The following is a 15,745-nucleotide window of genomic DNA, read 5'->3' as shown; positions in this document are numbered from 1 at the left end:
TTTTCTTATGTCATATTAAATTATTTTTTTATGTTATGTAATGCTGCTAAGATTTTCATGAAAGTCTAAACTAGATACAAGCTAATGTTCCCCTTCTACGTCTTCTAACAGTGATGGGACTTATTAGCAGAAGAAAACATGTACCAAAAAATAATTATGGTAAAAAGGAAGTAGGCAATAATTATCTAAGTAAAATAATTACATTATTATTTGTAAAATCTGTTACAAGCATTTCAGATATGTTCTTTAGGAACTGAATAGAGATTAGTAGAGAGAGTGTCCCAAGTGCAAATAATTGAATAAATCTATGTAAAGGTTTATAGATAATAATTCAAAAGATATTGTGAATTACTGAGAAATTTTGAATTTTCGCTTGAAGCAAAAAGTCGCGTAATACTTAAAGGGAACCGGGACGATGTAGTACCGATTCACATGAAGCATTGGATAGAATACTACAACGGCCCGGTCCCCTATGAACATTTATCAGCAAGGCATAAAACACTTGTGAAAATGAACTACATGCTGATCACGTCTGAAGTGCTGTCGCGTCTCTCTGACCTCTTCATATCGAGAGCGTTAATAGTTATGATTGTGTGGACGTGCTCCTACAGGGACGTGCGGAGCTACTACGAGTCAGACGTGGTGGTAAGGTGGTTCCTAGGCGAGTACAAGTCTAAGTCGGAGATCCATAGGAGGGCAAAGAAATTTAGGGGAGAGGTAAAGACTCTGTTCAAGGAGTACGCCAAGGAGTTGGAGGGGAAGATGAGTAGACTTGCTGACTACTTACCTAGCAGTGCGTTATACGGAAAGGTTGGAAAGCTGTGGATCGTGGATTCCTTCCTAATCGAGGTACCCTTCGGGAAGAGGAACAAGGAAACATTGGAGAAGAAGTTTGAGCTAGACCTAAGGCAGAGGAAGTACAGGGAGGCGGCTAACACGCTCTTCTTTTACATTAAGTGCAAAGCGAGGAGGAGGTTCAAGGGAGAGTTTACAAAGAAGAGGAACAGGAGTTCGGCTTCAAGGTCTTCAACCTCATGTCGCCTACAATGATAGTTCACGAGATTCAAGTGGAACTGGCCAATTTTCCGGACAATAAGGTTGGCTTCTCTCGCAGCGGTTATAAGGTAGTGGATAGGGGCTTCGTGGGGAAGTCCTCAACTTGGTTGATAGGTTTCTCTAGTTTCAGCAGTGGAGTTCTTTGGGATCTTCTTGAGGAGGTATTGGAGGCCTTACGCTACTGAAAAGGGTATGGTCGAGTTCTTTGTCTACGTTATCGCGTTGATTTACAACTCCTACATCTACACTTCTGTGTTATCGCGTGTTCCGGAGAGTCAACTCGCCCACTAACTTGTACCGCGAGAGTTGATCAAGGTAGTGTGGACTATGTTGGAAATTCTGTTTTTCTCTATACTTGATTATTTTCCATTACAATATAAGCTTAATCTCTCGTTATACTGAAAGATATAATTATATTTTATTCTTAATTAATTATAAAATTGTTTTTCTATCATAATATATTTATTCAATTATTTGCGCTTGGGACACTCTCTCGAAGAGGCTAAAAATTAAGAGGCTAGTGACTTTTGATCAAGCATTGTCGAATGCGTTTGCAGAAATTAACAAAAAATGACTGATCAAAAAACTACCTTATGACTGTGCTGCCTTAACAACATTACTAGATCTTTGTGGGTTACTTCAATTTTTATCACGTTTACGTTAAACTTACTTTTAAATCTGCGCTTGATTTTGAATTTAAGGAAAATTAACGAGTTGAGAAAACTGAAGAATTCAACAAAGCAGTAAGGAGTATTCCTCAACTTTTAGCGTTAAGGATTTTCCAGGACGGTTAATACTCAGGAAATTCCTAGGATTACTTGAATTATAAGTAATAAATATTGCCAATTCCCAGAATAGGCTACTTATACATATTCTAGCAATTTCGTCTTGAACTCTATTAGAAATAATATTTTTGCATTAATAATAGTCTGAACGTTATTCTCTCTCTGCATAACAAGGTAATGGGGACTGATTTGTGGGCTAGTTGAATTTTCTTAGGCTCTAAACTCACTTCTTCAGTATAAATTCTAAATCCGCAGTAGAATTAAAAGTAAGTTTAATGTAGTCTCTTAGAAAAATTGAACAGATCCACAAAGCAAATGGGGACAAAATATTTAAATATCTTGTTTCAAAATCATAAGATTATAAACTTAGGAAATTTCTTTTATAGAGAACCAATGATTAATTGGTAAGTATTTTTTCACTTTCTTCAAGCATTTTTCTTACCTTTTCTACTCTCGGTATAATGTCACTTACTGAAAGCTTTGCCTCATGAAAACCCCATACGTGAAGTGAGTACCCAGCGTCCCAGCCTGACAATACCCAGTCCCCCAATTTCTGAGAGAGCTTACTAGAAGCTGACACTAGGAGGTAAGTATACCATCTGCCTTCCTTCAAGGTTTTTTGATATTCTTCAAGATTGAACTTCTCAGACAAAGCCTTAATTAGCTCTTCCGCAACTTTATAAGCCTTCTCAGAAGCCTGAATAGCATCACCCTTCTTTAAGTACTCCTCACATTCTTTCATATACTTCTTAGCAAGATCAAGCCTAAGCTTTATCTCCTCTTTAGGGTCGTTCTTGCTTATCAAGCTTATCAACACGTCTTCAACGTTAATTCCTATATCTTCGGCCTTCTTTATTAGCTCCTCCATATGTGAGAATTGTGATGGATAATTAATAAATTATTTTATTCTAATAATTGCTTACATAATTAGTACAAATAAAGAGAAGCCTTCAGAGCCGTCTAAAAGTTTGAAACTCTCGCCTGTTGATTCAATTATTTAACTATTCACTAAATATTTTGTGTAAAATAAATGAGTTTACTCTATTGAAAGGAATTATTAGAAATTTATGCAAACTGCTAGTTGAGTAGGCAATTGAGCTTGTGTTTAATTTGTTAACGATAGCATTATAAACTTTTTAAATTAAACGTTGAACTTGGAGTTCGTCCTTCTCGTGTTAATTTAATAAAATTAAGCTGAACTATGGCGTATTAATTCTAGAAAATTTTAAATAGGTACTTTTAATTAGAAGTTAATTGAGTAGCGTAGCGCTATAGATGAGGGGACACCTGGCGTAGCGGCCACGTGTTCCCGATTATTCAACTTCCGCAAAATATGTCCAGGTCTTAATTCCCCATCCTTCTATCTTTCCTGTCTTTGGATTTTTATCTAGTTTACTGCTAATTATCTCAAATATTTTTTAGTAAGGAAATTTTTCACTATTTTCGTTAAGTACATGTTTCCTTATAATGTAGCCAGCAAAATCTGATATTTGTAAAGCATCATAATTAGCAGAATTTGCAAATAAAATAGGTTTAAAGATTCTCCCTATAGCTGACGTCCTTGTTATGAACGCATTATTGAGTAGCTCATCCTCCATAATTTTAACTACGTTCATTTGATCCTTTGCCATTTGATAATCCTTATCTACATTTATCTGATCGTGTACAATAAGTATCCATTTGAATATTCTCTGTCTGCTAGTTTAAGTACTCTCTCAAATAAATGTCTATAAGCTATTCTCATCACATCTATGCTCAAATTTTTATCATCTATTACCTTGTATGTGTAATATGTTACACATGATAGAAAAACAAGTGTTAGCAAAAGTTCTTTCAGCCTCTTTAAGCGACTCAGAGATACTTAACCTCTTAGGAAAACTTAAAGAAAATGACAGCGAATTGGAAAGAGAATGCGGAATAAGTAGAAAAACACTATATAATTGGAAGAAAGGAAAAGTAGGAGAAATTAGCAGAGAAACTAAAGAAAAGCTAATCTACTTCATTCTAAACAAATACGATAAAGAAGGACTAATGACGATAGCTGGGGTAAAAAGGTACTCCTACATCCAAATCCTACTAGAACTAATGAGAGAGGGACTAAACGAAGAAGAAAAGAGAAAACTGGAAGTAATAATAAAAGACGATAAAGTATCAGGAGGAGAAGTAGTTATCCCAAACTCTACTCCAGCCTACTCGGATTGTTCGTCCAATTATAACAAGACAACAAATAGCAGTCTTCTTTCGCTAAGTCTCCATTAAAGGTTATTAAGACAGAAAATTTTACATATAGTTGAAGAACATGTTAAATGTAAGTATCATAATATAAGGTACCTCATAAGAAAACTCACAATTTTAACCTTTGCAATTTCTACACTTATTGGAAGAAATCTGCCTATCAAGTACCTCTTTACTTCCACGGCTCATCTTCCTTAAAGAACTTATCGTCTATCAGTGGCCTCCACCACCACTCATTACTAACATACCACTCATAGGTCTTCCTCAAACCATCCTTCAGAGGAGTCGTTTCGTAAGAAAGGGAAGTATTCATACAATACCTCCTATCATGCCCCGACCTATCGGAAACAAACCTAATCCTAACCTCCCTTCCTATGACTTCCCCTAACAATTTAAGTAAATCAAGATTGGTAACCCGCTGTTTCCCAGGAATATTATAAACTTCCCCCTTCCACTCAGCCCTATCTAGTAAGTCAGCTATTATCCTCGCAGTATCTTCTACGAATATCTAATCTCTCTCTGCCTTCCCGTCGCCGTAAACGGGAACGTGCAAACCTAGCAAAGTCCTAATAATTGCCTTTGGAATAAACTTCTCAGGAAACTGCCTAGGTCCGTAATTATTAGAAGGCCTCACAATTATAGCATTAACGTTATAAGTCCTAACGTAAGTCTTAACGAAAAGGTCTGCAGAAGCCTTAGCTGCACTGTACGGTAGACCCAAAATCATATTAGAAAAAATATTTCTGGTAGGATAATATCGAATTTATAAAAGATAAAGAAATTTATAATAGTGTAAAGAATTGAAGAAAGGGTTTAAGGTGAGGGAGATGGAGTATTACCACGTGAGATAGGAAGATGGTAACACCCGGTCTCCCTCACCAAACATTCAACAAATAGGATATAAATTACTTTCCATGTTGAACTTCCAAGGGGAAAAGGTAGATGAGGTAGCGAGAACTCTCATCTCCGCGTGTTTGTGGAACGACTCTGTAGAGAACAAGTCCAGAGCGTATGACGTATCCCCACAGACCGTGAGGAATTACGTAGAGAAACAAGGGATGGAAGTGATTGAAAAGCTATTGGAAAGAGCTAGGAAAATATCCTTAGAAGTACTGAAGGGAGTGAATGAGATAGATCTTTCAATAGACTGGACAACCAAGACGTGGTATGGGAAACCAGTGAAAGGGCTCGGGAGCTCTGAAAAAGGAAACTCGTGGAACTACGCAACTGCAACAACCAAGTATAAGGGGAAAGTACTTTTACTTGCCTTTATTCCGCAAGTGAACGGTATGACTAAGGACGAGATAGTGAAGATCCTCGTGGAGCAAGTAATGGCAATGGGATTCAAGATAAGGTTGATAACTCTTGACGCTGGTTTCTACACAGTTGATGTGCTCAATTTCATTTCACAGTTTAAGTATATAATTGCTGTTCCATCTGGGGACGTGAAGGTGTTTGAGGAGTTTGACGGGGATTACACAACTAATAGTAAGAGGCATAGGAGGGATGAGCAGGTCAAGTTCAGGCTTCTCGTGTATGGCAAGGAAAAAGTGAGGAGAAAGAAGAAGAGTCTTGTTTATTTTGCTAGGGCTACTAATCTAGATCTGCCCAAGAGGGAAGTGTTGGATTTGTACAATAAGGTAAGAGGTCCTATAGAGACCTCTTATAGGAACATTAAGGCTTTTCTTCCATTTACTAGTTCTACTAAGTTTGTTTTCCGCACGTTGATCTTCGTGCTGGCCCTTGTACTCTACTCCTTATATACCATATTCAAGGGGGAGGTGGGGAGAGAGGAGTTTAGATTATTATTAATTCTTTTATTTCCTGATTTATTCAATCCAGAGAATTTTACATTTAATGTAATTGAAACACTTATTTACACTATAGATTTATTTTTAAGGAGGTGATTTTGGGTCTACCGAGTCTAGCTGGGGAGGAGCGTCGTTAGCGTCACTAAGAGAAAGTTTCATAAAGAGATATTTAAACTTTCATCATCCCAGCCCATTCTCGAGGCTTTCAATCTTTTGTAAAGGCAAATTCATTTAAAATGGCGACACTAGGATCTAATTATTAATTAACCTTTATTAGAATTGACTCTAAACTTTAATTATGACTGAGTTTCGTTACGCTTCCGCCTCGCTTATTACTAATTCTAGTAAGGATGCGATTTTGAAGGTACTGTCTAATGATAAAGTAAACCTAAAATTGCCTTTAATTTCTGTAAGTGAGTCGTTGTATCCTAATGTCCCTGTTCCTTCTTCCCTTCTTACTACCATAACTTATGATGACTTGCAATTACTGATATATGAGGTTTCCTTTACAGAAAAGAAGAAAATTATTTTGCAGGCAGCATTAGGTAAAACTACTGATGAGAAAGTTGAGGACGCTATTTTGAAGTTATCTGAGCTAGGAAAATTGTTAAATATAGACTATTTAATTGAGGTTATGTTAATTTACGTCTTGGACGTAGAATTACGCGGATTATCTAAATATAAAAAGGCAGGCTACGTGTTATTGGACTATAGTAACGAAGGCGACTTAAGAGAGTCAGAATACTTATCGTCAATAAATGTTTTGCCTTATGTTCTCGACTCGAGGAAATCCTTAGTCGAAATAATTTATAGGAATAGGCAAGTAAGCGTAGATGTAATTAAAAGTCTAATACATGAGATAGAGAAGATAGTAAGAGGTGATGAAAAATTAGCTTAAGCTTGACTAGAGAAAAGTTGCGCGAGATAGAGTCTTTAAGATCTACAACTGAAATACTAAATAATATATTATTAACGGCTACTACATATTTACAATCTTCATATCCTATTAGTAGTGTATATGCTCCACCTTTCAGAGTGTTGCGTATAGATTATGATAATGAAGGGAATCCAATATATTTTACCACATTCGACGACTGGTTGAAATACGTGAGGGACTCCGACTTAGAGGAGATAGTTTTACCTGACATTAAGTCATTAGACCTGGAAGAAGTGATGAAAGACCTTGGTTGGGAATATAAAATAGAAATAAAGCATAACCTGACTCCTGTAGACCGAGAGACAAAGATCCTTTATTTAAGCGACTGTAGATTGGTAAAGAGAGTAGAGTACGTTGTTCTTTCATTGACTCTGATTAACGGCTTAGGTGAAGAAATTATTCCAGTATGCGGAGAGTTCACAATGGATAAATACAAGGAGCACCTCTCACAACAACTGTATTGGCTTTCTAAGTAGTGGTGAAATTGAAAGTACTCGTTGATACTAATATAATTATAGAAAAGAGAAATAAGCTATTTAACTTACTTGGGAGCTATGATCCAATATATTCGGATCTTGTTCTTGCAGAAGTTATGGAGGTAATAAGGAAAAATGCACTTGAATTTCTGAAGAAAAATAAACGGGAAGTTGCAAATAAATATTTTGCGTTTGGTCGAGAATTTTTGAAGATATTATATCAGCAAAACGTTCAATTGGAATATCCGAACATAAAGGATTTTGTTGAGGCATTTGAAGTAATGAAAGATAAAGACGTTGATGCAGTTGATGCGATCCTTGCTGTAATTGCTAAAAGGCAAGGAGTTAATGTTCTATCTAACGATAAGGATTGGGATAGGCTAAAGGATTACGCGAAGCGCGTAAACGTTTAATAATATATGTAGGGCAAGATAACTGTCAATAACTACTTTATTTGAAAATAATAACTCTTTTATCTCTTTAGTCACAAAAATCTATATAAAAATTAATAAGGTTATCTATACTAGTATGGTTTATATAATATTAATAACTCTTACCTTTTAATTCTCGCAATTTTTGTGAATTTCAAAGTGTAAAAATTCAAGGTAAAGTTCCTCCATCATTGGGTATTAATTATATTACAAATTTGAGGGTTAAGGGGTGTAAAGCCTCGCCGTAGTCAACAGTTTTCGATAAACCGTGAAGTTTATATTACTTTAATGGTTAATATGAGTAAAGTCACACCAGACATGGTTTTCCCGAAAGGTGTGGCTAAAAGATTTGCGGGTTTCCCCACATTCACGGGTGTGGGTTGGGGTTATCCCGCTAAAGGGGCGGAGGGGTAACGGAAGTGACTCTGGTGAAGCCCAAGGGCTGAGGATTAGATATAATTTCATGAAAATTCAATGAAGTCCAAACCCCGGTATGTGAACCTCTCTTTTTTCACGTAAGCGATAAAAGCTTTTTGGTAATTCTATTTGATTTCTATGAAATCGGCGATAATATTTCTTATGACATCCTCTTCAACTATTCTAAATAATTCTTCTGTAAACCTTTTAGATAGATAAAGCAATGTAGGTTCTCCAGAAAGTAAAAATATCGATAAATAAAAACGTATTTTGCCTCTATCACACATTGAAAGATGACCTACTTTCTGTTGTTCATATTCTAATACTCTGAGTATTACATCATTAATTTTCTCGTCTATCCTTAGTTTTTCCAACAATATTGTTTCAATACAACCTTTAAAATCATTATTTTTATCGCCTATGACTACTAAAACATAACATAAGTTATCCTTACACATTTTTATATACGGTGGAGAATAATCTAGTACTTCTATATCCTTCTTGAGTCTATCATAAACACCTTTATATCCTTCCTCGTCTCCATCTATTACAAAACATACATTTCCCTTTTTCAAGATAGACATAGAGGAAGACAAGTACTTTTTAAATTCCTTAATCACCTCTTCCTTTCCAAATTTTACTACTTCTACATTGCCTTCATTAAAACCTAGCTTACTAAGAATGATCTTTTCAGTAGCACCTTCTACAAATATTCTATCACAACTTATAGCCATAGGTTTCACACGTATCCTAACCAACTAAGGGGTTTCTCAAATTCAGAAATTTCTGAAAGCTTGTACGTTTTATAACCTGCTTTTGATAGATAAATTACTTGAGCCTCAGAATCGTTAAGTACTTTTCCCGCCATTTTTACAACTTCATTTACGTGAGTAGTGAAAATTACTTGAACTCCCTCTTCCCGCTTTATATCATTCAATACTTCCATTACAAGATCGGGATGAAGGGAATTTTCAATTTCATCGATTAAGAGGATGTCAGATGACATTAGGGCTAGTTCTATTAATTCCCTCTTTAAGAGCCCTCTGCCCATAACATAGGCGGGTAATCTATCATAATATAGCTTAAACTGACCATATTCATCCTGTAATATTTCAAAATTGGATTCTATTTTTTTATTTTTTCTTTTCGCAATACTATAAATTCTTTCCGGATTACCTGAGGAATCAAAGAATGTAGAAATGTAAAGAGGAGAATATTTAGTATTGACCCTTTTTATATTCCTTACAGTTGGCAAAAAGAACGGTCCAGATAAATTCTTAGTTGTTAAGATTCCAGATTTTATTCTAATTTCAGCTACTTTTTCATTATTTATTTTAACATCAATACTGTTAGGGTCAATCTTCTTAAATTGCGTTGTTACATCATCAAGTCCAACTTTAGAGTCAGACAGAGTGGAAAATGCTGAAAGAATATCTCCCCTACTGTTTAGCATATAAATGAGAGAAGTGTGTATATCATTATCATTTATATCTGATTGGAAAAGAGTTGACATAAAAATTGATTCAAGAAAAGAAGTCTTACCGCTACCGTTCTCCCCAACGACAATATTAACCCTCTTAAGCCTAGTAGCAATTTTAAGTCCCCTAAAACCCTCTACAACTACCTCACTTATATTCATACTTTATATCTTTTCTAGGAGTTTTAAAATGTTTTGAAAGATTATGACGTTATCCAACATGAGCAAAATTGGAAAATTATCTGATAGTGTCGGCATTAAGCTATTTATATTTGTATTATGAGTATTACTTATGGGTAGGAAGCCTGTATTTAGGCAAGACGTTTCTTGTCCCTCTTGTGGTTCTCATCATGTTGTTAAGTGTGGTAGGCCTTTGGGTAGGCAGGGGCAGAAGAAGTCAAGAAAACACTTGTAACAGCAGCACTAACAAAAGATTCAGTAGAAAACAAGGCAAAAGAGCTTGGCATATTACCAAAAACAGTTAGAAACTACGTGGAAGAACAACCACAAGTAATAGACCAAATGCTAAACGTGATCAAAACAATTTCCGTTAAGGAACTAGGTGGAAGAAAACGTGTAAAAATATCAATAGACTGGACATCAATAGAATACAAGGGAAAACCCGTAGAAGGACTAGGAGGGTCAGAAAAAGGCTACGCGTGGAATTACGCAACAGCAACCACAAGAGTAAAGGGAAAAACACTAATACTAGCATTCACACGCGTAGAAAAAGGAATGACTAGACTAAAGATAGTTGAAAGCCTAATACAACAAATACTAGCATTGGGCCTAGAAATAGAATTAGTAACACTAGATGCCGGTTTCTATTCGGTAGATGTGATCAACTACTTGTCAACTTCATCATTGGAGTACCCGTGGGTAGGGATACATAGGAATTTTGATGGAGATTATACTGTAAAGTTAAATGGTAAGAAAGCGACATTTAGGCTAATAGTGCATCAAGGTAGGGAAAAGGAGTACTTGGCAAAGGGGACAAATCTAGATGTAAATAGGAGTATTGTTGTGAAATGGTATGACAAGGTTAGGACGCCAATAGAAACATCGTACAAGTTGATTAAGTCTTTCTTAATCTTTACCTCATCAAGGAGTTGGCTATTCCGCTTGTTCATCTTCGTACTAGCAATGTTAATCTATACACTATACTTGCTCCTCAAGGGGACAACGAGCAAGGAAGACTTCCGCTTACTCCTAACTATCTTGCTCTTGCAAGATAATATTACTATTTTGCAAGAATATTTAGTTAAATTATTTTATCCACTTTTTAACTCCCTTGAATTATTTTCGTGGTGATGAATTTGGGGTCTAGGGCCTTGTAGTCTGAGGGAAGCTTGAAAACTTTTTAAAAACATCCCTAGATATTCCACTAGGTATTCCCCTTGGGGGAACTCGCCAACAGGCACGTGTCTGCCACCCTCGACAACACGCGCGTTGGCCTTGAGTTCCCCCACAGTATCCTCTAACAGCGTTTTAGAGTTAACATACCAGGAGTTAAAGACCTTGCCCACGACATTGAACTCTTCCTCAAGTTTTGGTAGTATTTTCAAGTATGCTTGTATTTTTGTCTTGAATTCTACTTTTTCTCCCCTTTCCTTTAATATTTCTACTACCTTTTGTGGTATGTATGGTATTATTGAGAGTATGTATGTTTCGTTTGTTTTCAAGTCCTTTACTGCAATTATTAGTATCTGCTGGCTCGTTGTGTACTTTGCGGTAGTATACTTGTGTTGCGTTTCTTGATACTGGTATTGCGTATTGTTTGTGATCGTGTGTGTCGTCTATTATGAGTATGATTGGGTGGTCTTTTACTATGTTTTTTACTGCTTTCATTAGGTTTGCTATCTTGTCTAAGTTTTTGAGTAGTGTCATGTAGTCCATGTTTATCTCTTGTGATATTTCGTATGTTCCCTTGCCTATTATTCCTCCTAGTAGTAGTCTTATTGCACTGTCTTTTCTTATGTCCTCTAGTGGGGCAAGTGCAGCATCATTTGAAGCTTGGTAATACGCGTCGTTGCTGAGATTTTTATTCACACGATATTTTCTAGGTATTTCCATAAAGTTACTGGTTGTGGATGATTATAAGGGTTATGGTGGGAGGTGCTTTGTGGAGTTCTTGAGTTTTTCTTAAAAGGAACGTATAACTAACTTTTAACCCAACATAAGATTTAGATTTTATTTTTATCTCTCTAACTTAAGATCTAAGAAAATTCAACTAATTCAGCACCGATGATAGCAAAGCTTATATATGTCTTCCATAAAAGAAGATATAGTAGTGGCGCAATATGTTAAATAACGCACGTATTTACGAATACGTCTTAGTATATGCACAATACTTTTCCGGAGGGCTTATGAAGGAATTAGTTCACCGTATTGCTGAAAAAGAGGGTAAGAGCTTAAGGGAAGTAATGAAGGAAATGGGTATGAGTACTGGGACTATTTACAAACCACTAGGTGAAGATGCTAAGAGGAAAATATTGGAAAAGGCGTTTGAGGTGCTAGACCCTGAGGAAGTCCTACTCGAAATATTTTACGATATTAGAGCAATTTATGGTAGGGTTATTAGGGATATACTTGAGGTTGCAAAAGATGAGACTAAAGAAGAGATTTTGAAAAATTACAACGATATAGGCATAGAGAAAATACCTAATATTGAACAATATCGGAGTATAGAGGAGCACAAGTATGCCTCCGATATAAAACTATTCTTCTATACAATTCCGTCCAATAAATTAAGCTATCTGTTAAGTACTGAAGTACAGACTCTTAAGCCCGAATTAATAACAGCTTATAGATGAGGTAACCGGGTTGAAGATATTAAGTCAAAGTTTCGCCGTTGTATTAGCATGGCAAAAAGGGTTAAGCGTATTTTCTTCAGCTTTACGCGACTATTTATCGCTCATCATTAAAGATTCTTCAGATAAAGAAATAGTTATAAAGGATATAAGTGAGGATAACGAAGTGCAGATTAATGCAATTAATAATAATATAAATGTTAACATAACAATAACTTCTTACCCGGCCGTGATTTTGAATTTCAACCAGTATGATGACGATGTATATAAGGTAGTAGATATTGTGGAGAATATCATATCTGAAAAATTTGAAAAGCGTAACGAGGTCACGGAGACGTCATATGTGGGCGTTTATAGTATAGACGGGAATATTTATGAAATTATTAAGAAGCACGTAGATATAAAGCAATTATTTGACGATATGTCACCTTTTTCCATTAGGTTATATAAAAGCGACAGTTATTTAAATGAGAATTTAGTAGTGGAACCTTATGCGAGTTTAAGAAACGCGGTTTATGTCAATTATATTGCGAATTGTAAAGACCATAACATCTGCATCGAGAATACAAGAAAGAGGATTAGTACTTTGGTGAAATTTTTTGAAGGAATGTGATTTTCATGCTGATCTCAACTCTAAATCTAATAGGCAACGCATAAATGAAGTTAGAAAAATAATAGAAGCTATTCTCAGAAACGTTACCAGTGATAAAAACCTATTGAATAGGTTATCAAACCTTAAATTTGAAATAAGTAAGCGTGAACGTGTGGCTGCTTATCTTATAAGTAATTACAAAATAGCTAAGGAAGAGCTTGAAAACGTAAAGGCTTGTTATATTGGAGGTACTATATATTTTTCAGACGATGTTTGTATACAAATTGCTCTTCACGAGTTTCTTCACTCCATACAAAATGAGAAATGGGATCATGTGAATTTAGTGATAAAGGAAGGGCTCATTGAGTTTATTTCCGCATTAATATTGTATACTAAGAAGAGTGAAAACGAATATGCCAATAAAGCATTTACATGTATGTTACGTAAAAGTAATACTCCATGCAGCATCAAACAGCGATTAGGATATTCTAAGGGGTATGCGTTTTGGGCTTCAATATATCTAAAGCTTTTAGGCAACTGCAAAAACGAATGCACTACGCGGTTGCTTAACAATTTTTTACAACTCTTAACAGAGTTTAACTCGAACGACGAGATGTTAAATAGAGTCTTAGAGAGGTTACAAAATAAAAATTCTAGTTCAGATATTTGTTATATTCTTGATAAAGACATGAAAGATCTATGTGAGCAAATCGAGTGTGACATGAGCTATAATATTTTCGATGACTAGGAAATAATTTATCGTTGTTCTCAGCACAATTTCTTATTTCGTCATTTATTAGATACTATGCAAAAACTGTGTTTACCCGTGGCGTAACTTATCCTCTAATTCCACCACGGGCACCCCTCTCAAGGGATCATACGCATTCACCCTTAAGTCCTTGGGGCTGGTCGAGGGAAACGCCAATACCCTCCCATCCACACTTTTATCACTCCCACCCTCGTGAGCAGTGCCCGTCATCAGTTAGGGAGATCATCAATAAAAACCATTTGTAATACTATATAAACACAACTTGTCAAAACGATATTTAGAAGTGATTAAAAATAACGAGTAGTTACGTAGAAGCGTTACAGTCTCTACACTCCTCATTGTAGGCTCGTTAAGAGGGCTACTAAGGCTGTCAACAGGAGTTTAGAGATGATTAAGTATTCGATAGCCTTAGTCTTTTGGAAGAGAAGGTTAGTTCCAGGTTAATTGTTTAGGTCAAAAATGAGTTAGGCTTAACCTAGTACCTTGGCCTCCATGTAGTATTCTCAGCCTAGATAATATAAAATTTTGTTGAGAAAAATTTATAAATCAAAAAACAGATTTTTTATTTATGACAAAAAAAGATATTTTAGTAATATTGGCAATTCTTCATATCACAATTAGTACAATACACCTTATCGTAGCTTTGAGTGAGCAGGAAAAGAGTAAAAGATTTTAGTAAAACTAAAGAAGAAGTTATTTTTATATTCTATCATATAGAAAAACATTAATTAATAAAAAGCATATTATCTTCTTGTAGTATGTGTTTACCAGTGGCGTAACTAATCACTTTTAATTAAACCGCGGGTAAACACTAGCTTTCACGCTTCTTATACAACTTCACCATCATAATGAATTACACCCTCCTCGATTCTGAAGTCGTCATTCCATTAAGCCTTGAGTTTATGAGCGTTTCCGTTCCTTGCGAGTTTATAAATCTACATTCATAAGACTTTTAAATGTTTAGTACGCTAACAGAAACTTACCGGGCTTCCAAACTTTACATAAATACCCGCAATATCCTCTGAATTTTTATTTAATTTTATCAGAAAAATAGGGATGTAGGTATTGTTGCCACTATAAAGAGTACTAAACTGATGTCTCTAACTCTTTTCACTTCCCTTTGTTTATAGAATTTCTCCCAATAAGAAAGGAATCCCTCTCGCAGAGTAAAGGGTATATAAGACAATCCTATCGTAAATTCCACCCTTACAAATGTTCCTCCTTTTTCTACTAACCGAAGTCATGAAAGAATAAGGAGTGCCCTTCAGCACTTTTAAACTCTTACCATAACGATAATACTTCCTCATAATATCACTCAGCTTAACGTCACCGTAATGGTAAATTAACTCGTCCCTAACAATCGTTACGTCGTTAGAAAGCTTCGAAGCCTCATAGTAAATCAATTCATGGTCTGGGAACACTACTTGACTAAATACATCACCCAAGTTTACCCTCAATGTTTCCAACGCTAGCGTTAATAGCTCCCTTTTAAAGACCCTGGGTAAAGCAAATCCCTTAATTGCCTCCGGTGAGTTACAGTACATTATGTTATCCTTATCGAGCTGAGCTGCCCTAACCCATACCGACTCCCCTAACTCCCTCTCACCAATTATAACCATGTCGTGGAGGTTTTTAGAGAGTAGTTCTAGTGCATCCTTCCTCAAAGGCCTTGTCTCATCAAGTAAAAGGGCATAATCTCCTTTACTTTCCTTATTTGCTAAATAACGGGCTTCCAAAAGTTTAACATCTTTCCTCACTTCTTTGAAACCGTATTCTCTAATCAAATCACTTATCTCATCCCCTCCAGAGTTAACTACAACTACTTCATAATCTTGAAAGGTTTGGAGCCTAATAGACTCAAAGACTTCCCTTAAGTACTTACCGTGAAGTGAAGGAATCTGAATTGAGAACACATGAGAAGAATAAGGAATCAGAGATAAATAGATTTT

Annotated in this window: 14 protein-coding genes and 7 pseudogenes; 14 read left to right on the top strand and 7 right to left on the bottom strand. The window is 35.8% G+C overall.

Annotation, left to right across the window (positions count from 1 at the left end):
* Nucleotides 1-110: 110 nt before the first annotated feature.
* On the top strand, nt 111-257 hold the full coding sequence (locus tag DFR85_RS20965; RefSeq protein WP_162582679.1) for a hypothetical protein: 147 nt from the start codon (nt 111-113) through the stop codon (nt 255-257).
* 175 nt (nt 258-432) lie between these two features.
* Nucleotides 433-1,347, top strand: a pseudogene (locus DFR85_RS20960) (IS5/IS1182 family transposase).
* Between the two features lie 891 nt (nt 1,348-2,238).
* On the opposite strand, the gene DFR85_RS20955 reads toward DFR85_RS20960, so the two are convergent.
* Nucleotides 2,239-2,709 carry a PaREP1 family protein gene (locus tag DFR85_RS20955; RefSeq protein ID WP_110269947.1) on the bottom strand — a complete coding sequence of 157 codons (471 nt, stop codon included), beginning with the start codon at nt 2,707-2,709 and terminating at the stop codon, nt 2,239-2,241.
* A 550-nt stretch (nt 2,710-3,259) separates the two neighbouring features.
* Nucleotides 3,260-3,472, bottom strand: a complete 213-nt coding sequence (locus DFR85_RS20950; RefSeq protein ID WP_110269946.1) for a hypothetical protein — start codon at nt 3,470-3,472, stop codon at nt 3,260-3,262.
* Nucleotides 3,473-3,632: 160 nt separating this feature from the next.
* On the opposite strand from DFR85_RS20950, the gene DFR85_RS20945 reads away from it, so the two are divergent.
* Nucleotides 3,633-4,100, top strand: a complete 468-nt coding sequence (locus DFR85_RS20945) for a hypothetical protein (RefSeq protein ID WP_162582677.1) — start codon at nt 3,633-3,635, stop codon at nt 4,098-4,100.
* Nucleotides 4,101-4,248: 148 nt separating this feature from the next.
* Here DFR85_RS20945 and DFR85_RS20940 read toward each other — a convergent pair.
* Nucleotides 4,249-4,788, bottom strand: a pseudogene (locus DFR85_RS20940) (NAD-dependent epimerase/dehydratase family protein); the annotation flags it as partial.
* 143 nt (nt 4,789-4,931) lie between these two features.
* On the opposite strand from DFR85_RS20940, the pseudogene DFR85_RS20935 reads away from it, so the two are divergent.
* The 5 genes and pseudogenes from DFR85_RS20935 to DFR85_RS32245 form a co-directional block, all read left to right on the top strand.
* Nucleotides 4,932-5,983 (top strand): annotated as a pseudogene (locus tag DFR85_RS20935) (ISH3 family transposase).
* Nucleotides 5,984-6,185: 202 nt separating this feature from the next.
* Nucleotides 6,186-6,785 (top strand): hypothetical protein, encoded by a 600-nt coding sequence (locus DFR85_RS20930; protein ID WP_110269944.1) that lies wholly within the window; start codon nt 6,186-6,188, stop codon nt 6,783-6,785.
* Between the two features lie 2 nt (nt 6,786-6,787).
* Complete coding sequence (locus DFR85_RS20925) at nt 6,788-7,300, top strand: hypothetical protein (protein WP_110269943.1); 513 nt, start codon at nt 6,788-6,790, stop codon at nt 7,298-7,300.
* Nucleotides 7,301-7,302: 2 nt separating this feature from the next.
* Nucleotides 7,303-7,713 carry a type II toxin-antitoxin system VapC family toxin gene (locus DFR85_RS20920; RefSeq protein WP_110269942.1) on the top strand — a complete coding sequence of 137 codons (411 nt, stop codon included), beginning with the start codon at nt 7,303-7,305 and terminating at the stop codon, nt 7,711-7,713.
* A gap of 362 nt (nt 7,714-8,075) precedes the next feature.
* Nucleotides 8,076-8,209: pseudogene (locus DFR85_RS32245) on the top strand (RNA-guided endonuclease TnpB family protein); the annotation flags it as partial.
* A 64-nt stretch (nt 8,210-8,273) separates the two neighbouring features.
* Here the strand turns inward: DFR85_RS32245 and DFR85_RS20910 are convergent.
* Nucleotides 8,274-8,882, bottom strand: coding sequence for a hypothetical protein (locus DFR85_RS20910; protein WP_110271789.1), 609 nt, complete (start codon nt 8,880-8,882; stop codon nt 8,274-8,276).
* 5 nt (nt 8,883-8,887) lie between these two features.
* Nucleotides 8,888-9,787, bottom strand: coding sequence for an AAA family ATPase (locus DFR85_RS20905; protein ID WP_110269941.1), 900 nt, complete (start codon nt 9,785-9,787; stop codon nt 8,888-8,890).
* Between the two features lie 130 nt (nt 9,788-9,917).
* Here DFR85_RS20905 and DFR85_RS20900 point away from each other — a divergent pair.
* Together DFR85_RS20900 and DFR85_RS20895 are read left to right on the top strand one after the other, a co-directional pair.
* Nucleotides 9,918-10,010 (top strand): annotated as a pseudogene (locus DFR85_RS20900) (IS1 family transposase); the annotation flags it as partial.
* Nucleotides 10,011-10,117: 107 nt separating this feature from the next.
* Nucleotides 10,118-10,936 (top strand): transposase, encoded by an 819-nt coding sequence (locus tag DFR85_RS20895; RefSeq protein WP_246253023.1) that lies wholly within the window; start codon nt 10,118-10,120, stop codon nt 10,934-10,936.
* Here the strand turns inward: DFR85_RS20895 and DFR85_RS20885 are convergent.
* Nucleotides 10,897-11,698 (bottom strand): annotated as a pseudogene (locus DFR85_RS20885) (hypothetical protein). The gene DFR85_RS20895 and the pseudogene DFR85_RS20885 overlap by 40 nt on opposite strands.
* Before the next feature lie 227 nt (nt 11,699-11,925).
* On the opposite strand from DFR85_RS20885, the gene DFR85_RS20880 reads away from it, so the two are divergent.
* The 4 genes and pseudogenes from DFR85_RS20880 to DFR85_RS20865 all read left to right on the top strand — a co-directional run.
* Nucleotides 11,926-12,438 carry a hypothetical protein gene (locus tag DFR85_RS20880; protein WP_110269938.1) on the top strand — a complete coding sequence of 171 codons (513 nt, stop codon included), beginning with the start codon at nt 11,926-11,928 and terminating at the stop codon, nt 12,436-12,438.
* A 10-nt stretch (nt 12,439-12,448) separates the two neighbouring features.
* The gene (locus DFR85_RS20875) at nt 12,449-13,048 is read left to right on the top strand and encodes a hypothetical protein (RefSeq protein ID WP_110269937.1); all 600 of its coding nucleotides are present in this window, start codon (nt 12,449-12,451) and stop codon (nt 13,046-13,048) included.
* Nucleotides 13,035-13,775 carry a hypothetical protein gene (locus DFR85_RS20870; protein WP_110269936.1) on the top strand — a complete coding sequence of 247 codons (741 nt, stop codon included), beginning with the start codon at nt 13,035-13,037 and terminating at the stop codon, nt 13,773-13,775. Before DFR85_RS20875 ends, DFR85_RS20870 begins: the two co-directional genes overlap by 14 nt.
* A 372-nt stretch (nt 13,776-14,147) precedes the next feature.
* Nucleotides 14,148-14,240: pseudogene (locus DFR85_RS20865) on the top strand (IS1 family transposase); the annotation flags it as partial.
* Nucleotides 14,241-14,920: 680 nt separating this feature from the next.
* Here the strand turns inward: DFR85_RS20865 and DFR85_RS20860 are convergent.
* Complete coding sequence (locus tag DFR85_RS20860; protein ID WP_110269935.1) at nt 14,921-15,709, bottom strand: glycosyltransferase family A protein; 789 nt, start codon at nt 15,707-15,709, stop codon at nt 14,921-14,923.
* Nucleotides 15,710-15,745 lie beyond the last annotated feature (36 nt).

It is taken from the genome of Acidianus brierleyi, assembly GCF_003201835.2.
Lineage (GTDB): Archaea > Thermoproteota > Thermoprotei_A > Sulfolobales > Sulfolobaceae > Aramenus > Aramenus brierleyi.
The sequence above is the reverse complement of the archived record's forward strand: the minus strand, read 5'-3'. Positions and strand labels throughout refer to the sequence as shown.